This window comes from Acidovorax sp. CCYZU-2555, assembly GCF_018413525.1.
Classification (GTDB): Bacteria; Pseudomonadota; Gammaproteobacteria; order Burkholderiales; family Burkholderiaceae_C; genus Comamonas.
The window spans coordinates 1-16,725 of the sequence record NZ_JAHCDD010000104.1 but is presented as its reverse complement, the minus strand read 5'-3'; the positions used below and the strand labels follow the sequence as shown (position 1 = coordinate 16,725).

Annotated in this window: 16 protein-coding genes and 1 pseudogene; 7 read left to right on the top strand and 10 right to left on the bottom strand. The window is 65.7% G+C overall.

The genetic code is table 11. The features are described 5' to 3' along the window. The 4 genes from KHY18_RS24730 to KHY18_RS24715 form a co-directional block, all read right to left on the bottom strand. On the bottom strand, positions 1–581 hold a 581-nt coding region (locus KHY18_RS24730), incomplete at its 3' end, for an NAD(P)-dependent oxidoreductase (protein ID WP_283771369.1). A gap of 29 nt (positions 582–610) precedes the next feature. Then, positions 611–1,579, bottom strand: coding sequence for a tripartite tricarboxylate transporter substrate binding protein (locus KHY18_RS24725; RefSeq protein ID WP_213306380.1), 969 nt, complete (start codon positions 1,577–1,579; stop codon positions 611–613). Positions 1,580–1,616: 37 nt separating this feature from the next. Then, complete coding sequence (locus KHY18_RS24720) at positions 1,617–2,468, bottom strand: HpcH/HpaI aldolase/citrate lyase family protein (protein ID WP_213306377.1); 852 nt, start codon at positions 2,466–2,468, stop codon at positions 1,617–1,619. Positions 2,469–2,472: 4 nt separating this feature from the next. Further along, positions 2,473–3,684 (bottom strand): CaiB/BaiF CoA transferase family protein, encoded by a 1,212-nt coding sequence (locus KHY18_RS24715; RefSeq protein ID WP_213306374.1) that lies wholly within the window; start codon positions 3,682–3,684, stop codon positions 2,473–2,475. Positions 3,685–3,773: 89 nt separating this feature from the next. Between KHY18_RS24715 and KHY18_RS24710 the strand changes: the two genes are divergently transcribed. Further along, a complete protein-coding gene (locus tag KHY18_RS24710) occupies positions 3,774–4,709 on the top strand; it encodes a LysR family transcriptional regulator (protein WP_213306371.1) in 936 nt (311 codons plus the stop codon). A 23-nt stretch (positions 4,710–4,732) separates the two neighbouring features. Here KHY18_RS24710 and KHY18_RS24705 read toward each other — a convergent pair whose 3' ends face one another. Beyond that, positions 4,733–5,659 carry a LysR family transcriptional regulator gene (locus tag KHY18_RS24705; protein ID WP_213306368.1) on the bottom strand — a complete coding sequence of 309 codons (927 nt, stop codon included), beginning with the start codon at positions 5,657–5,659 and terminating at the stop codon, positions 4,733–4,735. 110 nt (positions 5,660–5,769) lie between these two features. On the opposite strand from KHY18_RS24705, the gene KHY18_RS24700 reads away from it, so the two are divergent. The 4 genes from KHY18_RS24700 to KHY18_RS24685 all read left to right on the top strand — a co-directional run bounded on the left by KHY18_RS24700 (position 5,770) and on the right by KHY18_RS24685 (position 10,022). Then, positions 5,770–6,948 (top strand): CaiB/BaiF CoA transferase family protein, encoded by a 1,179-nt coding sequence (locus KHY18_RS24700; RefSeq protein ID WP_349630338.1) that lies wholly within the window; start codon positions 5,770–5,772, stop codon positions 6,946–6,948. Beyond that, positions 6,941–7,921, top strand: a complete 981-nt coding sequence (locus KHY18_RS24695) for a hydroxymethylglutaryl-CoA lyase (RefSeq protein ID WP_213306362.1) — start codon at positions 6,941–6,943, stop codon at positions 7,919–7,921. Before KHY18_RS24700 ends, KHY18_RS24695 begins: the two co-directional genes overlap by 8 nt. Before the next feature lie 10 nt (positions 7,922–7,931). After that, the gene (locus tag KHY18_RS24690; protein ID WP_213306360.1) at positions 7,932–8,333 is read left to right on the top strand and encodes a VOC family protein; all 402 of its coding nucleotides are present in this window, start codon (positions 7,932–7,934) and stop codon (positions 8,331–8,333) included. A gap of 477 nt (positions 8,334–8,810) precedes the next feature. Beyond that, on the top strand, positions 8,811–10,022 hold the full coding sequence (locus KHY18_RS24685; protein WP_213306359.1) for an MFS transporter: 1,212 nt from the start codon (positions 8,811–8,813) through the stop codon (positions 10,020–10,022). Positions 10,023–10,056: 34 nt separating this feature from the next. Here the strand turns inward: KHY18_RS24685 and KHY18_RS24680 are convergent, their stop codons facing one another. From KHY18_RS24680 to KHY18_RS24660, 5 genes are all read right to left on the bottom strand, one after another. Continuing rightward, the gene (locus tag KHY18_RS24680; RefSeq protein WP_213306358.1) at positions 10,057–10,989 is read right to left on the bottom strand and encodes an electron transfer flavoprotein subunit alpha/FixB family protein; all 933 of its coding nucleotides are present in this window, start codon (positions 10,987–10,989) and stop codon (positions 10,057–10,059) included. A gap of 183 nt (positions 10,990–11,172) precedes the next feature. Next, the gene (locus KHY18_RS24675; RefSeq protein ID WP_213306357.1) at positions 11,173–11,922 is read right to left on the bottom strand and encodes an electron transfer flavoprotein subunit beta/FixA family protein; all 750 of its coding nucleotides are present in this window, start codon (positions 11,920–11,922) and stop codon (positions 11,173–11,175) included. Between the two features lie 135 nt (positions 11,923–12,057). Beyond that, positions 12,058–13,401, bottom strand: a complete 1,344-nt coding sequence (locus KHY18_RS24670) for a mechanosensitive ion channel family protein (protein ID WP_213306356.1) — start codon at positions 13,399–13,401, stop codon at positions 12,058–12,060. Beyond that, the gene (locus KHY18_RS24665) at positions 13,398–14,225 is read right to left on the bottom strand and encodes an enoyl-CoA hydratase (protein WP_213306354.1); all 828 of its coding nucleotides are present in this window, start codon (positions 14,223–14,225) and stop codon (positions 13,398–13,400) included. Before KHY18_RS24665 ends, KHY18_RS24670 begins: the two co-directional genes overlap by 4 nt. A gap of 45 nt (positions 14,226–14,270) precedes the next feature. After that, the gene (locus KHY18_RS24660; protein WP_213306351.1) at positions 14,271–15,224 is read right to left on the bottom strand and encodes a histone deacetylase family protein; all 954 of its coding nucleotides are present in this window, start codon (positions 15,222–15,224) and stop codon (positions 14,271–14,273) included. Positions 15,225–15,266: 42 nt separating this feature from the next. On the opposite strand from KHY18_RS24660, the gene KHY18_RS24655 reads away from it, so the two are divergent. Continuing rightward, positions 15,267–16,187 carry an AAA family ATPase gene (locus KHY18_RS24655; RefSeq protein WP_213306348.1) on the top strand — a complete coding sequence of 307 codons (921 nt, stop codon included), beginning with the start codon at positions 15,267–15,269 and terminating at the stop codon, positions 16,185–16,187. Further along, positions 16,184–16,725: pseudogene (locus KHY18_RS24650) on the top strand (DUF58 domain-containing protein); the annotation flags it as partial. The gene KHY18_RS24655 and the pseudogene KHY18_RS24650, both read left to right, overlap by 4 nt.

Below are 16,725 nucleotides of genomic sequence, written 5' to 3'. Positions count from 1 at the left end.
AGCACCTCCTCGAACGGCGTGTAGAGCTTGCCCATGCCCGCGCGGCCCTTGTGCGCTGCCATCCGCACCTTCATGCCCAGCGCGCGCGCAATCGTTGCCACGGCCGATCCCAGCGCGCCGTCGCCGATGATGCCCAGGGTAGAGCCCGCAAGATCGCGCACCGGGTAGTCGAAATAGCAGAACTGGCCCGACTGCTGCCAGCGCCCGGCCTTCACCGACTCGCGGTAGGCGCAGATGCTGCGGCGCAGCGCGAACATCAGCGCGAAGGTGTGCTCCGGCACCGTGTGCTCGGCGTAGTTGCGGATGTTGCTCACGGTGATGCCGCGGGCTGCGCAGGCCTGCAAGTCCACGCAGTCGGTGCCCGTGGCCGCGACCGCGACCAGCTTCAGCCGTGCGGCGGACTGCAGCACATCGGCGGTGATCTTGACCTTGTTGCTGATGACGATGTCGGCATCGGCGATGCGCTGTGCGACTTCGTGCGCCGCGGTGTGGTCATGGCACACCAGTTCGTGGGCGAAGGATGGCGCGCGCAGCGTGGTCTCGGGAGACAGCGTGCCTCGGTCCAGAAAAACAATCTTCATGGGTACTTTCAAGCCTGCATTTGTCATGTTCAATCGACCACGGCCCCCGACGCCTTGACAATCGGCGCCCAGCGCGCGATGTCTTCCTGCAGCATCTGCTCCAGACGCGCGGGCCCGCCCGTCAGGGGTTCCACGCCCGCGGTACGGAAGCGCTCGCGCAGATCGGGCGACGCCACAGCCGCGCTCACCAGTTCCGCCAGCCGCGCCGTCACGGCCTTGGGAACGCCGCGCCCGGCGAACAGGCCTACCCACAGCTCGCCCACATAGCCCGGCACCACTTCATTGATGGCCGGCACATCGGGCAGCGCGGGCGAGCGCTTGGAGGAACTGACGCCCAGCGCGCGCAGCTTGCCGTCCTTGATGAACTGTATGCACGAGGGCAGGCTCGCGAAGGCCGCGGGCACCTGTCCGCCCATCACATCGGTGAGCGCGGGCGCGACGCCGCGGTAGGGCACATGCTGCAAAGGCACGCCCGATTTGTTCGACAGCATCGCGCCCAGCAGGTGGTTGAGCGAGCCATTGCCCGCCGACGCGTACTGCAGTTCGGGCTTGGTGGTGCGCGCGAGCTTGAGAAACTCTTCCAGGGTCTTCGCCTGCACGGACGGATTGACGACCAGCACATTGGGCACGACACCGACAGGCGCCACGGGCTCGAAGTCCTTGATCGGGTCGAAGGCGACTTTCTTGTAGAGCGCCGGGTTGATCGCCTGGGTGCTGCTGACCGTGAGCAGCAAGGTATAGCCGTCCTTGGGCGCACGCGCCGCGTAGTCGGTGCCGATGTTGCCGTTGGCCCCCGCACGGTTCTCGACGATGAAACTGCTGTTGGCCAGCTCGGTGAGCTTTTGCGCCAGGATGCGGCCCACCACATCGTTGGTGCCGCCTGGTGCCTGGGGCACCAGGATGGTCACGGGCTTGGACGGGTAGCTGTCCGCCAAGGCGGGCAGGGTGAGCAGCGCGCTGGCCGCCAGCAGGCCGAATTCGCGTCGGTTGGGTTGCATGTCTTGTCTCCGTTATTTTTGGTAATGCTGCAAACGTTCAGGCTTCGGCGATCAGGTCCAGCGCGCGGCGGTAGACCGGCTTGTCGACCATCACGCCGTCGACCTTGATCGCGCCTTCGCCGCGTTCCAGCGCGGCTTCGAACTCGGCGACCAGGCGCTGTGCCTGGGCCAGTGCCTGCGGCGACGGCGTATAGGCCTCGTTGACCGCGTCGAGGAACTTGGGGTGCACGATCACCGCGCCGCGAAAGCCCAGCGTGCGGGCGCGTTCCAGAACCAGCCGGAATTCGTCGACCGATCCCAGATCGGCGATCGAGGCGATGAAGCCAATCGGCTGGATGCGCGCCGCGCGCGCGGCCGTGAGCACGGCCATGCTGGGGTACAGCAGCGCGTCGGGCGTGGGCAGGCTGCCGCAGTCCAGCGAGTAGTCTTCGCTGCCCAGCATCATTCCCATCGTGCGCGTCGAGGCCGCGGCGATCTCGTGCAGCCGTGGCAAGGCCTGGGCGCTTTCGATCTGCAGCAGAAAGCGGATATGCCCGGCCGGCAGTGCGGCGCGGGTCTCGAGTTCGGCGACCATCTGCTCGATGATCTGCACGTCGCGCGGGTGCTCGACCTTGGGCAGCACCAGCAGATCGAGGCCGGGCGCGACCGCGGCCTGCAGATCGATCACCGTCGTGAGCCAGTCGCCATTGATGCGCACCGCGGCGATCTTGTCGCTGGCCTTGACGCGCGCGATCGAGTCCGCGAGGCGTTCGCGCGCCTGGGCGCGCAGCGACGGGTGCGTGCCGTCCTCCAGGTCGAGAATGATGGCGTCGCTGGTCTTGGCCAGCGCGCTTTGCAGCAGGCGCTCGTTGGCCGCGGGGACGAAAAGAAAGGAACGAATGGTTTTCATGGGGTCAGCGGGGTGCGGAGGTTGTCTGGGGCTGGGCGGCGGCAGGTGCTGCGGCAAGCCAGCGCGCGTTGTCCTGGCCCAGGGTGGGCGCGGCGCGTGCGATCGCGGGGCGCTGGCCGTTGATGCGGTAGGGCGCGGCATGCACCAGCACCTTGCGGCCGTCGGGCGCCTGCTGTTCGACCAGCAGATTGCGCTCGACGATGTAGGGGTGGGTCAGCAGATCGGAGATATCGCAGACCGGGCCGGCCGTGATGTCGCGCTGGGCGAAGAAATCGAGGGCCTCGGCCAGCGTCAGCCGGGTGATGTGGCCCTGAATCAGAGCGTCAAGCGCGTCGATGTTCTTGAGCCGGGCTTCGTGGGTGGAGAAGCGCGGATCGCTCAGCCCCTGCGGATAGCCTATGCCGTCGAACAGCCGCGCCAGCGTGCCTTCCATGCCGGCCGACAGCGCGACCCACTTCTCGTCCTTGGTGCGGTAGACATTGCGCGGCGCATGCGTAGGCGAACGGCTGCCCGAACGCGGCGTGGTCTTGCCGGTCAGCTGGTACTCGGCCGCCTGCGGCCCCAGGATGGAGAACAGCGGCTCGAACAGCGACAGATCGATCTCCTGCACGGCAGGCTTTGCGCGGCCGCGCTGGCCGTGCATCGCGGCCAGGGCCAGCGCCGCGCCGTAGATGCCAGCGACGGAGTCGGCCATGGCGAACGGCGGCAGCACGGGCGGCAGATCGGCAAAGCCGTTCATCGCCGCGAAGCCGCTCATGGCTTCGATCAGCGAGCCGAAGCCGCCCTTGTTGGCAAAGCAGCCCGTCTGGCCCCAGCCCGAGATGCGCACCACCACCAGCTTGGGATTGAGCGCATTGAGCGTGGGCTTGTCCAGGCCCATGCGCTCCAGCGTTCCCGGCCGGAAGTTCTCCACCAGGATGTCGGCGTCGCCCAGCAGGCCACGCAGCGCGTCCATGCCTTCGGGCGTGCGCAGATTGAGTTCCACGCTGTGCTTGTTGCGGCTGTAGGCGAGCCAATAGGTGCTCATGCCTTCGCGCTGCCAGGCGCGCAATTCGTCGCCCTTGCGCGGCGGCTCGACCTTGATGACCGTGGCGCCCAGATCGGCCAGCACATGGGTCAGCATGTTTCCGGAGACCAGGCGCGACAGATCGACGACCTTCACGCGGTCCAGCGGTTGGACGGATTCGTCCGGTGATTCGAGGTGCGGTTGTTCCATTGATGACTCCTGATGCGCGAGTCTCGCTGGCGACTTGATATCTGTAAAATACATTCTCAATCTAGTCACTATCACAATAATCAATACCGATGGAACTCCGACAGCTGCGTTACTTGATTGGGGTGGCAGAGGCCGGCGGTGTGCTGGCTGCGTCGCGCACGCTGCATGTGGCGCAGCCGGCGCTGAGCCAGAGCATTGCGGCGCTCGAGGATGAGCTGGGGGTGGCGCTGTTTCTGCGCACCAACCGCGGAATGACGCTGACCGCCGAAGGCCGCCATCTGCTCGAGCACGCGCATGTTGTATTGGCCGATGTCGAGCGCGCGCGGCAGTCGGTGCGCTCGCTGTCCAGCCAGATCGAGGGCGAGGTGGTGCTGGGCCTGCCGACGACGGTGGCGCTGGTGGCCACGCTGCCCATACTGCAGGCGACGCGCGAGCGCTTCAAGCACCTGAAACTGAAGATCATCGAAAGCCACAGCGGTTTTCTGGGCGAATGGCTGCAGGCCGGGCGGCTCGATCTGTCGGTGCTGTTTGTCTCAGGCAATGAAGCCGCGTTCGAATGCCGGCCGCTGCTGTCGGAAAAACTGGCCCTGGTCACGCTGGCGGGCGATGCGCCGCGCGGCCGGGAGACCTCGCTGCGTTCGCTGGCCCAGCGCCCGCTGCTGCTGCCATCCAAGGAGCATGGGCTGCGCCGAATCATCGACAGCGTCTGCGCGCAGCATGGCGTTCAGCTCGATGTCATCGCCGAAGTCGATTCGCTGCCGAACATGAAGAAGGCGGTGCGCGCGGGCATGGGCGCGACCATTCTTTCGCCCGGCGCCATGGCCGAAGATCTGGACGATGGCGTGCTGTCGATGACCACCATTTCCGGCCCGCACATCGCGCGCCAGGTGGCCTGCGCCACGTCGATCACCCGGCCCGTGACGCCGGCCACCGCGGCCATGATTTCCATCGTGACCGAGCAGATCGAAGGCCTGGTGCGCAGCGGCTCCTGGCCGGCCGAGTGGATTGCGCCCAAGGGACGCTGAGACTTTCGCGGCCCGCGGCGGATTCAGCGCGCATTGCCGGCCACGGGCGCCATGGCGCCGTGCTGCAAGTGGGCACGCAACAGCAGCGCCGCCGAGGAGCAGGTCTGCGACACCCCGAGCAGCAGTTTGCGCCGGGCCCAGGGCTCCGACAGGCGCACGATCTTCAGCGGATGGGGCTGCGTGGCCCGCACCACCGCCAGCGGCAGCACGCCTATGCCCAGGTTGGCGTTGATCAACTGGCACATGGCGTCGAAGCTGCGCGCCTGGATGCGCACATGCATCACTTCGCCGTATTGCTCGGCGGCGCGTGAGGTCAGTTCCAGCAGCGAGCTGCCGCGGTTCAGGCCGACGAAGTCGTAGCGCAGGCATTCCTTGAAGCTGACTTTCCTGCGTTTTCCCCGGGGGTGGTCGTGGGCGCACACGGCCACCAGCTCGTCCTGCTGGAAAGGCTCCACGCGCAGGTCGCCCACGGGCGTGTTCTCGGCAAAGATGCCTATGTCCGCCACGCCGTCGACGACGGCGCGCACGATGTCGCCGCTGAGCTGCTCCTCGAGCTCGACATGGATGTCGGGGTGGGCGCTCATGAAGCTCGCCAGGCTCGCGGGCAGAAATTCGGTCAGCGCCGACATATTGGCCCAGAGCCGCACATGGCCGCGCGTGCCCAGGGTGTAGTCGCGCATCTCGCTGCTGAACTGCTCGAAGCCCTGGAAAAGACGCAGCGCATGCTGCAGCGCCAGATGGCCCGCGGGCGTGAGTTTCACGCCCCGGGACGTGCGCTCGAGCAGCAGCGTGCCCGCGGCGCTCTCGAAGTCCGCCAGGCGCCGGCTCGCGGCCGAGACGGCCAGGCTGCAGGCCTGGGCGCCGCGCGTCATGCTGCCCATTTGCGCCACGGCGCAGAAAAGCCGCAAGGTGACGAAATCGACGCGGGCAGGGTTGATCAGCGTGGCCATGGCGGCATTGTATGAGCGTTCGCAAAACGCGAACGCCGGAGTGAAACTGAGCAATTCCGCGATGGCTCTGATCGCCCTACATTGGCGCCATGAACAACGTGAGGGCGAACGTGCAAGCACTTCAAGGAATCAAGGTGTTGGAACTCGGGCAGCTGATTGCGGGCCCGTTTGCCGGCAAGACGCTGGCCGACTTCGGCGCGGATGTGATCAAGGTCGAGCCGCCCGGTGTCGGCGACCCGCTGCGCAAGTGGCGCATGCTGCGGGGCGGCACCTCAGTCTGGTGGGAAGTCCAATCGCGCAACAAGCGCTCTGTGGCGCTGGACCTGCGCACGCCCGAAGGGCAGGAGGCCGTGCGCGCCCTGCTCAAGGAAGCCGATGTAGTCATCGAAAACTTCAAGCCCGGCACCATGGAAGCCTGGGGCCTGGGCTGGGATGCATTGCATGCGCTCAACCCCCGACTCATCATGCTGCGCATCTCGGGCTACGGCCAGACCGGCCCCTACCGCCACAAGCCGGGCTTTGGCGTGCTGGGCGAAGCCATGGGCGGGCTGCGGCACCTGACGGGCGAGCCCGGCCGCGTTCCCGTGCGCTGCGGCGTGTCGCTGGGCGACAGCCTGTCGGCCATGCACGGCGCGCTGGGCGTGATGCTGGCGCTCTACCACCGCGACGCGCGCGGCGGCGAAGGCCAGGTGATCGATGTCGCGCTCTACGAAAGCGTGTTCAACATGATGGAAAGCCTGGTGCCCGAGTTCGACGCCTTCGGCGCCGTGCGCGAGCGCTCGGGCAGTGCGCTGCCGGGCATCGCTCCGACCAACGCCTACCGCTGCGCGGATGGCGGCTATGCGCTGATCGCGGGCAATGGCGACAGCATTTTCAAGCGCCTGATGCTGGCGATTGGCCGCAGCGACCTCGAGCAGGACGCGGCGCTGGCCCAGAACGACGGCCGCGTGGCCCGGGTGCAGGAAATCGATGCGGCCATCGAGGCCTGGACGCTGACCAAGACTCTCGATGAGGTGCTGAGCGTGCTCGATGCGGCCAGGGTACCTGCGGGCAAGGTCTACACCGTGCAGGACATCGTCAACGACCCCCAGTACCTGGCGCGCGAAATGCTTGTCGAGCAGCGGACCGCCGACGGCGCGCGCATCAAGGTGCCGGGCATCGTCCCGAAACTCAGCGCCACGCCAGGACGCTTCTCGTTCCCCGCGCCCTTGCTGGGCGAGCACAACGCTGCGCTCACCGGTGCCGCAGGCTGGCCGGTGCGCACCGCCACGGAGGCAAAACATGTTTGAAGTCAATAACCGCAAGCTGTTGATCAATGAAGTCGCGACCCGCGACGGTTTGCAAAACGAAGCCAGCTTTGTCGAGACCGATGACAAGGTTGCGCTGGTCGACCGGCTCAGCGCACTGGGTTACGCCAAGATCGAAGTGACTTCGTTCACTTCCGCCGCGGCGATCCCTGCGCTCAAGGATGCGGAAGCGGTGATGCAGCGCATCGAGCGCGCGCCGGGCGTGGTCTATACCGCGCTGATTCCCAATGTTCGCGGCGGCGAGCGCGCACTCGAATGCCGCGTCGACGAGTTCAATCTGGTGATGTCGGCCAGCGAGACCCATAACCTTGCGAACCTGGGCATGACGCGTGCGCAGTCGCTGCGCCAACTCGCCGACGTGAGTGCCCTGGCGCTGGGCGTGAACGTGCCGGTCAATATCTCGCTGTCATGCGTGTTCGGCTGCCCGATGGAAGGCGAAGTGCCCGAGGACACGGTGCTGGAACTCGTGGGCCGGTTCGCGGCGATGGGGGTCACCGGCGTGACGCTGTGCGACACCACGGGCATGGCTTACCCGACCCAGGTGCAGCGCGTTTGCGCCCGCGTCGCCCAGGCCTATCCCGAACTCAATGTCACCGGCCATTTCCACAACACCCGCGGCATGGGCCTGGTCAACACACTGGCTGCGGTGCAGGCTGGCATATCTCAATTTGACATGTCGCTTGGCGGCATAGGCGGCTGCCCTTACGCCCCTGGCGCCTCGGGCAATGTGGCCACGGAAGACGTGGTGCACATGCTGCAGTGGATGGGCTATGACACCGGCGTCGAGCTTCCCGGTCTGATCCTCGCGGCCCGTGAACTCGAACGGCTGGTAGGGCATGAACTCCCGGCCCAGGTCAGCCGATCTGGTGACCGGCTCATTCACCACGCCCCGCCGCAAGGCTTCCACGAAATTCGCGAACGTGCACTGGCACGCGACGCAGCTGCCGCCAAGTAATCACACCACCATGATCAGCCATCTCGACCACCTGGTTCTCACCACCGCCAACGAAGCGCAATGCGTGCGCTTTTACACCGAAGTCCTGGGCATGAAACTCGAAGCGTTCATCGGCGGAACGCCGCCCGTGGAACGCAAGGCTTTCATGTTCGGCAATCAAAAAATCAATCTGCACGTCAAGGGCCGCGAGTTCGAACCCAAGGCGCACACGCCGGTGCCGGGCGCGCTGGACCTGTGTTTTCTGGCCTCGGTGCCGCTGGACGAAGTCATCGCCCACCTGGAACAGTGCGGCGTGCCGATTGCCGAAGGCCCCGTGCTGCGCACCGGTGCGACTTCCAAGATCCGTTCGATCTATCTGCGCGACCCCGATCTCAATCTGATCGAGATCTCCGAGCCGGTCCGCATGGCCTAACCGTCGGCGTGGCCTGCGCCGGGACGGCATTTTTGCGCGTATTGCCTGTTTTTTGAGCAACCCCTGGAAAGCCAGCACTGGCGCGGCTTTGCGGGGTTGTTGTCGTAGTTATGCACAAGCTTGATGGTCTGTCGTGGGGATAAGACGGCACTTGGTCGGCAGCCGCTACCGCGCCCGAACTGCACCACGTCGAGTACTTTGCCATCTATCGGCGGGGAATCGGCCACGCGCTGGCGCCCACCGTGGCCAAGATGGCAAAGGACCACTGCGATTTTTCGGCGCTACCCGGCTTCGCAACGACAGCGCGGTGAATTGAAGGCCGGTAATGATTTCGATGAATTCGGGATAACCCTTGGTCTTGGCGCTATGCTACGCGTCAATTGGTGTCACGTTCTTGGGTGGATTCATTCACGCGCTCCCGGGCGCATGGTCTGGTGCGACAGTGAAAAATTTCAAGGAAGTCGTGTGGGTGGCGGCATGACCGCGCCTGCAGCGCAAAACAGCAAGCGCATTGCGTGGCATGGGGATGTCTGCCTGGGCATTGCGCAGATCATGGTCTGGGGCGGGTCGCTCTTTCTTCTGGCGGTACTGGCCGAACCGATTCATGCCGACACCGGTTGGTCCATGACCTGGATCTACGGCGCGCTCTCGGTGGGCGTGCTGGTGTCTGCGCTGCTGTCTCCCGCGGCGGGGCGGCGCATTGCCAGAGGGCAGGGACGCGCCATCCTGATTGCCGCGGGCCTGGCCATTGCGCTGGGCATCGCCATCGTCGGCATCGCCGAGTACTTTGCGGTGTTCTTGCTGGGCTGGTGCCTGATCGGCGTCGGCATGGCCGGCGGGCTTTATGACCCGCTGTTTGCGACGCTGGGACGGCATTACGGGCGCGAGTCTCGCAAGTCCATCAACACCGTGACCCTGGTCGCGGGTTTCGCCTCCACGGTGGCCTGGCCGATTCAGGCCTGGATGGTCGCTGCCTGGGGCTGGCGCGATGCCTGCCTGGTCTATGCCGCGGTGCTCATGGTGGCCGTGGTGCCGCTGTACTGCTACGCCATGCCGCGCCACCACCTGGTGCTCGACGAACCAAAGGCTGTCGAAAGCAAGGCGATGTCGCCCCAGGGGGTGGACGAGCTGCCAGCCGGCCTCTATGGCTTGCTCTCGCTGGTGTTCTCGATTGCGGCCATTTTGATGACCGCCATGTCGGTGCAGATCATTTTGCTGTTGAAAGGGTCTGGCCACTCGGATGCCGCCGCCATTGCCTTGGCGGCGCTGATCGGCCCCAGCATGGTGTTCGTGCGTTTTCTGAGCATGCCGTTTCGCCACCTGCCACCCGTCTGGCTCGCCTTGTTCTCCGCGGCCTGTGTGGCGCTGGGCTTGGCGCTGATCAGCCTCGCGCCCATGGCCGCGGCCTTTGGCATCGTGTGCTACGGCATAGGCAATGGCCTGCGTGCCGTGGTGCGCGGCACCTTGCCGCTGTCGCTGCTCTCACCGGCCAGCCTGCCGCTGGTGATGGGCCGGCTTTCGCGTTCCTCGCTCTTGTGCCAGGCATTCACGCCCGTGGCCTGTGGATTCCTCTTCACCCATCTCGGAGCGCAAGGCACGCTGTGGGCACTGACGGCGCTGGCGGTGGCGAATGCGCTGCTGACCGCTTTGCTGTTGCAGCGCATCAAGTCGGGAGTGCGGCTGGCCTAGAGAGGTGGAGATTTTGGGGCCCAGTCGGCCACGATCAAAGTGCCTTCACCAGTTCGGGCACGGCAGTGAACAGGTCGGCTTCTAGGCCGTAGTCGGCGACCGAGAAGATCGGTGCTTCGGGGTCCTTGTTGATCGCGACGATCACCTTGGAGTCCTTCATGCCGGCCAGATGCTGGATCGCACCCGAGATGCCGGCCGCGATATACAGCTGCGGCGCAACGATCTTGCCGGTCTGGCCGACTTGCAGATCGTTGGCGGCATAGCCGGCATCAACAGCAGCGCGCGATGCGCCAATCGCCGCGCCCAGCTTGTCGGCCAGGGGCGTGATCACTTCATTGAACTTCTCTGCCGAGCCCAGCGCGCGGCCGCCGGACACGATGATTTTCGCGGCCGTCAGTTCGGGGCGGTCGTTCCTGGCGATTTCGCTGCCCACAAAGCGGCTCTTGCCGTTGTCGGCTGCCGCGGCAATGGTTTCGACGGCAGCCGAGCCACCCGTGGCAGCGGCGGCGTCAAAGCCCGTGGTGCGCACGGTGATGACCTTGGTCGCATCGCCCGATTGCACGGTGGCTATGGCGTTACCGGCATAGATCGGGCGCTCGAACGTATCGGCCGAAATCACCTTGGTGATATCGCTGATCTGCGCCACATCGAGCGTGGCCGCGACGCGCGGCGCGACGTTCTTGCCGCCGGCGGTGGCGGGGAACAGGATGTGGCTATAGCCAGGCGCCAGCGCCAGCACTTGGGCGGCGACGTTCTCGGCCAGGCCGTTTTTGAGCGATGCGCCATCGGCGTGAATGACTTTGGAAACGCCGGCGATCTGCGCCGCGGCCGCAGCGGCAGCGGCAGCGCCTTCACCGGCGACCAGCACATGCACGTCACCACCGCAGGCCACGGCGGCCGTGACGGTGTTCAGGGTGGCGGGCTTGATCGATGCGTTGTCGTGTTCTGCAATAACGAGATTGGTCATGGAATTCTTTCGGTATGGGGACCGGCCCTGCAATCCTTCGACGTCCTCAGGACTCAGGGCGAACGGGGTATTCCGTTCGTCCTGAGCTTGTCGAAGGATGAACGGCCTGCCCTCTGAAATGAGGCAGCCGGCCCTTCGACAGGCTCAGGGCGAACGGCATTTACCTGCTTGAAGTGGCTTCGCTCAGATCACCTTGGCTTCGTTCTTGAGCTTGTCCACCAGCGCCGCCACATCAGCGACCTTGACGCCCGCGCCGCGCTTGGCGGGCTCGGAGACCTTGAGGGTCTTGAGGCGCGGCGTCACGTCGACGCCCAGGTCTTCAGGGGTCACCGAGTCGAGCTGCTTCTTCTTGGCCTTCATGATGTTGGGCAGCGTCACATAACGCGGCTCGTTCAGGCGCAGATCGGTGGTGATCACCGCGGGCGTGGAGAGCTGCAGGGTTTCGAGACCGCCGTCGATTTCACGCGTCACATTGACCTTGTCACCGGCAACTTCCACCTTGGAGGCAAACGTGGCCTGGGGCAGATTGGCCAACGCGGCGAGCATCTGGCCGGTCTGGTTGGCATCGTCATCGATGGCTTGCTTGCCCAGAATGATCAGGCCGGGCTGTTCCTTGTCGACCAGGGCCTTGAGCAGCTTGGCCACGGCCAGGGGCTGGAGTTCGACGTCGGTCAGCACATGAATGGCGCGGTCGGCGCCGATCGCCATGGCGGTGCGCAGGGTTTCCTGGCATTGCGTCACGCCACAGGAGACAGCGATGACTTCGGTGACCACACCCTTTTCCTTCAGACGCACGGCTTCTTCGACGGCGATTTCGTCAAACGGGTTCATGCTCATCTTGACGTTGGCGATATCGACGCCCGTGCCGTCGGACTTCACGCGGACCTTGACGTTGTAGTCCACGACGCGTTTGACTGGGACCAGTACCTTCATTGCTGCGGCTCCTCGATTTATGAGTTGAATTGACGTAAACGTAAACCTCAAACATTTTATGCCGCAAAGCAGCATTCCATGCAGCGATCCGCGTCCCTGCCAGGGGCAGGAGATAAAAAGAACGATCGTTCTATTCTAGGCGTTATCGACGGGCGCGGCGCCATTTTTCGCCGGCGGTGCAACTGGCGGGCGCCAGTCGCCGCGTCCCGCATCCTGGGCTTCGGGATCGATGGGCCAGGACAGCCGCTGCGCCGGCACGGCCAGCGACACATGCGCGGCGCGCAGGCCCGCGAGCACCGCCATGTTCACGGCCGAGCGCACATTGCCCTGGCCATTGACGGGATCGTTGATGTAATAAGTCAGCGTGAACTGCAGGCCGTGCGCCAGGATGTCGACCAGCAGCACCGACGGCGCGGGCTTTTCGAGCACGCGCGGCTGGGCCCGGGCCGCGGCCAGCAGGAGCTCAGTGACCTGCTCCACATCGCTGTCCAGATCGACGACGATGGTGGTGGTGAGCGAAAACCGCTGATCGAAATCGGTGAGGTTTTCCACGCGCTGGGTGATCAGCGTCTCGTTGGGCACGATGGACTCGCGGCCGTTGGACGCGCGGATCACGGTGAAGCGGGTCTTGATGTCGGTGATCTGGCCCTCGAAACCGTCGACGCGCACGTTGTCGCCAATGCGCAGCGCGCGCTCGATCAGCACCAGAAAACCGCTGACGTAGTTGGAGGCGATCTTCTGCATGCCGAAGCCCAGGCCCACGCCCACGGCACCGCCCATCACCGAAAGCGCGGTCAGGTCGACGCCCACGATGGACAGCGAAACCAGCAGGCCCACGGTGATCAGCACGGTGCGCATGAGGTTCATCGCCACCTTGCGCATCGACAGGTCGGTCACTACCTGGTTGAGCACGCGCTGCTCGAACAGCGCCGCGGCCCACAGCACCGCGATCATCATCAGTCCGGCCGATATCAGGCCTTCGATCAAGGTCAGCAGACTCACCTGGGTCTTGCCCAGCGGCAGGTGCACGCTGTTGAGATCAGCCATCACGCCGGGCAGCAGGCCCAGGCTGGCGAGCACGGCCACGCCCCAGGCGAGCCACGAGAAGATGCGCTCGAACAGCCGCGCAGGCGTCGATTCGGGAAAGGTCTTGGCCAGCACGCGCACCACAAAGCGGATCACCGCCAGCGACAGCAAAATGGAAGTCGCCACGCGCAGCCAGAACACGGGCTGAAAATGGGACAGCACGGCCTGCGCCGTGGCCACCAGCACCAGGCACAGCAGCGGGAACATCGCACCGCCCAGCGTCGTCGGCCCCAGCCAGACCGAGTGCGTGCTGCCGTACTGCGTGCGCAGGCCGCGCGTGATCAGGAACGCCAGCGCCAGGCACAGCGCGATCAGGCCAAACTCGGTCCAGCTGCTCGAGCGCTGGAAGTCATCGATCAGCCGGTCGAAAGCATCGAGTCCATTGCTGTTCATGCGCCCGCCCTCCAGCTCGGCTGGCGTTTTTGCGCGAAGGCGCTCACGCCTTCCTGGGCGTCGGCGTGCTGCATGTTGACGGCCATGGTCTGGCCCGCGAGTTGGTACGCGGCTTCGACGCCCAGTTCACGCTGCTGGTAGACCAGCGCCTTGCCCATGGCCACGGCCACGCGCGGCTTGTCGAGAATGGCCTGCACCAGCTGCTCCACGGATTCGGCCAGCGCCTCGGGCGCGACCACGCGATTGAGCAGACCCTGATCGAGCGCCGTCGCGGCGTCGATGAAGTCGCCCGTGAGCAGCATTTCCATGGCTTTCTTGATGGGCAGATTGCGCACCAAAGGCACGCTGGGCGTGGCGCAGAACAGGCCATAGCGGATGCCGCTGGTGGCGAACGTCGCCGCATCGCTGGCCACGGCCAGATCGCACTGGGCCACCAGCTGGCAGCCCGCGGCCGTCGCCATGCCCTGCACCTGGGCGATCACCGGCACGGGCAGCTTCTGCAGGCTCAGCATCATGCGGCTGCACTGCGCGAACAGCTTCTGGTGGCTGGCCAGGTCGCTTTCGGCGGCCATTTCCTTGAGGTCATGGCCGGCGCAGAACGCCCGGCCCTGCGCGGCCAATACCAGCACGCGCGCCGAGGCGTCGGCCGCCACGGCGTCGATCGCGGCCTGCAGCGCGGCCAGCATGGGGCTGCCCAGCGCGTTGAAGCGTGCCGGGTCGTTGAGCGTCAGGGTGACGACGCCGCGCGCATCGCGCTGTACCAGCACCAGCGCATCCGAGGCGTGCGGCCCGCTGGTGCAGGCAATCGTTGAAGCGTCAGACATGTGAAAAATTCCCAGGAAAAAAGTGCGACCGCAATCCGTGCGCGGTCAAAGATCGGCGAGCACGCGCAGATGCGCTTCTACGCTGCGCCCCAGCGCGCTCATGGCGTAGCCGCCTTCAAGACAGGAGACGATACGGCCCTTGGCATAGCGTTTGGCGAGGTCCTTGACGCGGCTGGTGATCCAGGCGTAGTCCTGCTCGTTCATCGCCCACTGGCCCATGTCGTCTTCGCGGTGGCCGTCGAAGCCGGCACTGATGAAGATCATCTGCGGCTTGAACGCTTCGAGCCGTGGAATCCACATCATCTCGACGATTTCACGGATGTCCATGCCCTTGGTATAAGCCGGCAGCGGCACGTTGACCATATTGTCCGCGGGCTGCTGGTCGCCGGAAAAAGGAAAGAACGGGTGTTGAAAGACGCTGACCATCAGCACGCGCGGGTCGCCGGCCAGAATGTTCTCCGTGCCGTTGCCGTGGTGTACGTCGAAGTCGACGATGGCCACGCGCTCAAGGCCGTGGTGTTCGAGCGCGTGCAGCGCCGCGATCGCCACGTTGTTGAAGAAGCAAAAGCCCATGGCCTGGTCGCGCATCGCATGGTGGCCCGGCGGGCGCACCGAGCAGAACGCATTTTCGAGTTCGCCGGCGATCACCGCGTCGGTGGCCGCCACGCCAGCGCCGGCCGCATGCAGCGCGGCGCTCCAGGTGTGGGCGTTGATGGCGGTGTCGGGATCGATCTGCGCGTAGGGCGCGCCGCCGATCAGCTTGGCCTGCTCGAGCTGCTCGCAGCGCAAGCGCAAGGCCTTCAGGTATTCGCCGTCATGGGCCAGCGCGATATCGGACAGCGGTGCGGCGGGTGCGTCGCGTCGTTCGAGCGCGTCGCCCACGCCGCTGATCAGCAGCCGGTCCTCGATCGCATCGAGCCGTTGCGGGCATTCCGGATGCCCAGGGCCCATGTCGTGTTTCCAGCACTCTCGATGGGAAAAATAACCGGTCTTGCCCACTGTGTCATGTCTCCGCAGTCGTTTTTCGGCTAACGTGGCACCATGCAAGCACAGCCCCACATCCAATCACTCCTGAATCAGCTTAACACGGTGATTGTGGGCAAGACAGCGCAAGTCCAGGACTGCGTGGCTTGCCTGCTCGCCGGCGGCCACCTGTTGATCGAGGACGTTCCGGGCGTGGGCAAGACCACGCTGGCACACGCGCTGGCCCACACGTTCGGGCTGCAATTCTCACGCGTGCAGTTCACCGCCGACCTGATGCCCAGCGATCTCACGGGCGTGTCCATCTACGACCGCGGCCAGGAAAATTTCGTCTTTCACCCGGGCCCGGTGTTCACGCAGCTGCTGCTGGCCGACGAAATCAACCGCGCCAGCCCCAAGACGCAAAGCGCGCTGCTCGAAGCCATGGAAGAAAAGCAGGTATCGATCGAAGGCCGCAGCCATCGCCTGCCCCAGCCTTTCTTCGTGATCGCCACGCAGAACCCGCTGGACCAGCTCGGCACCTACGCGCTGCCCGAAAGCCAGCTCGACCGCTTCCTGATGCGCATTTCGCTGGGCTACCCCGACCGCGCGGCCGAGCGCGAACTGCTGCGCGGCAACGGCCGGCGCGACATGCTGGACGCGCTGCAGCCGCTGATCAATGCCGATCAACTGGCACAACTGCAGGCCCAGGTGCTGGCCGTGCATGCGTCCGACGCGCTGCTGCACTACGTCCAAGACCTGATCGACGCCACGCGTTCGGGCCGCTGGTTCGTGCAAGGCCTGTCGCCGCGCGCCGGCATAGGCCTGCTGCGCGCGGCCAAGGCCCAGGCGCTGATCAGCGGACGCGACTATGTGGCGCCCGACGACGTGCAGGCCATTCTTGGGCAGACCGTGGCCCATAGGCTGGTGCCGGCCATGCATGCGGGCCGCGGCGCGCTCGAGCAGGTGCGCGCCATGCTCGACGCCACGCCGCTCGCATGAGCGGCGCGCGCCCGGCACCAGGCTGGCGCCCGCTGCGCGCCATGCGCCGCGAGCTGCAAAACCGCTGGCTCGCGCGGCTGCCGCGCACCGATCAGTTGCCCCTGACCCAGCGCAATGTCTATATCCTGCCGACCAGCGCCGGCTGGATGCTCGCGCTGACGCTGGCCGTGCTGCTGCTCGCCAGCATCAACTACCAGCTCAACCTCGGCTACCTGCTGACCTTTCTGCTCGCCGGCAGCGCGGCCGCGGGCATGCTCGTCGGCCATGCCAACCTGCGCGGACTGGTGCTGCAGCTGCTGCCGCCTGCACCGGTGTTCGCGGGCCAGCGCTGCGCGCTGCGCATCACCATCGACAACCCCGCACGGCGCGAACGCCATGGCATCGCGCTGGCCGTGACGCAAGACCTTGAAGGCCAGCCGCAATGGGCCTGGACCGATGTACCGGCCCAGGCCAGCGCCGTGGTCGAGCTGGCGTTCGTGCCGCGGCAACGGGGCTGGCATGCGCTGCCCCGCGTCACCGCCGAAACCCGCTTTCCGCT

Bases quoted from the DNA above. Each gene is read 5' to 3' on its own strand.
- KHY18_RS24670 (WP_213306356.1), bottom strand. From the start codon at position 13,401: ATGAACAGCAATGGACTCGATGCTTTCGACCGGCTGATCGATGACTTC.
- KHY18_RS24665 (WP_213306354.1), bottom strand. From the start codon at position 14,225: ATGTCTGACGCTTCAACGATTGCCTGCACCAGCGGGCCGCACGCCTCG.
- KHY18_RS24695 (WP_213306362.1), top strand. From the start codon at position 6,941: ATGTTTGAAGTCAATAACCGCAAGCTGTTGATCAATGAAGTCGCGACC.
- KHY18_RS24725 (WP_213306380.1), bottom strand. From the start codon at position 1,579: ATGCAACCCAACCGACGCGAATTCGGCCTGCTGGCGGCCAGCGCGCTG.
- KHY18_RS24655 (WP_213306348.1), top strand. From the start codon at position 15,267: ATGCAAGCACAGCCCCACATCCAATCACTCCTGAATCAGCTTAACACG.
- KHY18_RS24715 (WP_213306374.1), bottom strand. From the start codon at position 3,684: ATGGAACAACCGCACCTCGAATCACCGGACGAATCCGTCCAACCGCTG.
- KHY18_RS24720 (WP_213306377.1), bottom strand. From the start codon at position 2,468: ATGAAAACCATTCGTTCCTTTCTTTTCGTCCCCGCGGCCAACGAGCGC.
- KHY18_RS24680 (WP_213306358.1), bottom strand. From the start codon at position 10,989: ATGACCAATCTCGTTATTGCAGAACACGACAACGCATCGATCAAGCCC.
- KHY18_RS24710 (WP_213306371.1), top strand. From the start codon at position 3,774: ATGGAACTCCGACAGCTGCGTTACTTGATTGGGGTGGCAGAGGCCGGC.
- KHY18_RS24685 (WP_213306359.1), top strand. From the start codon at position 8,811: ATGACCGCGCCTGCAGCGCAAAACAGCAAGCGCATTGCGTGGCATGGG.
- KHY18_RS24675 (WP_213306357.1), bottom strand. From the start codon at position 11,922: ATGAAGGTACTGGTCCCAGTCAAACGCGTCGTGGACTACAACGTCAAG.
- KHY18_RS24690 (WP_213306360.1), top strand. From the start codon at position 7,932: ATGATCAGCCATCTCGACCACCTGGTTCTCACCACCGCCAACGAAGCG.
- KHY18_RS24705 (WP_213306368.1), bottom strand. From the start codon at position 5,659: ATGGCCACGCTGATCAACCCTGCCCGCGTCGATTTCGTCACCTTGCGG.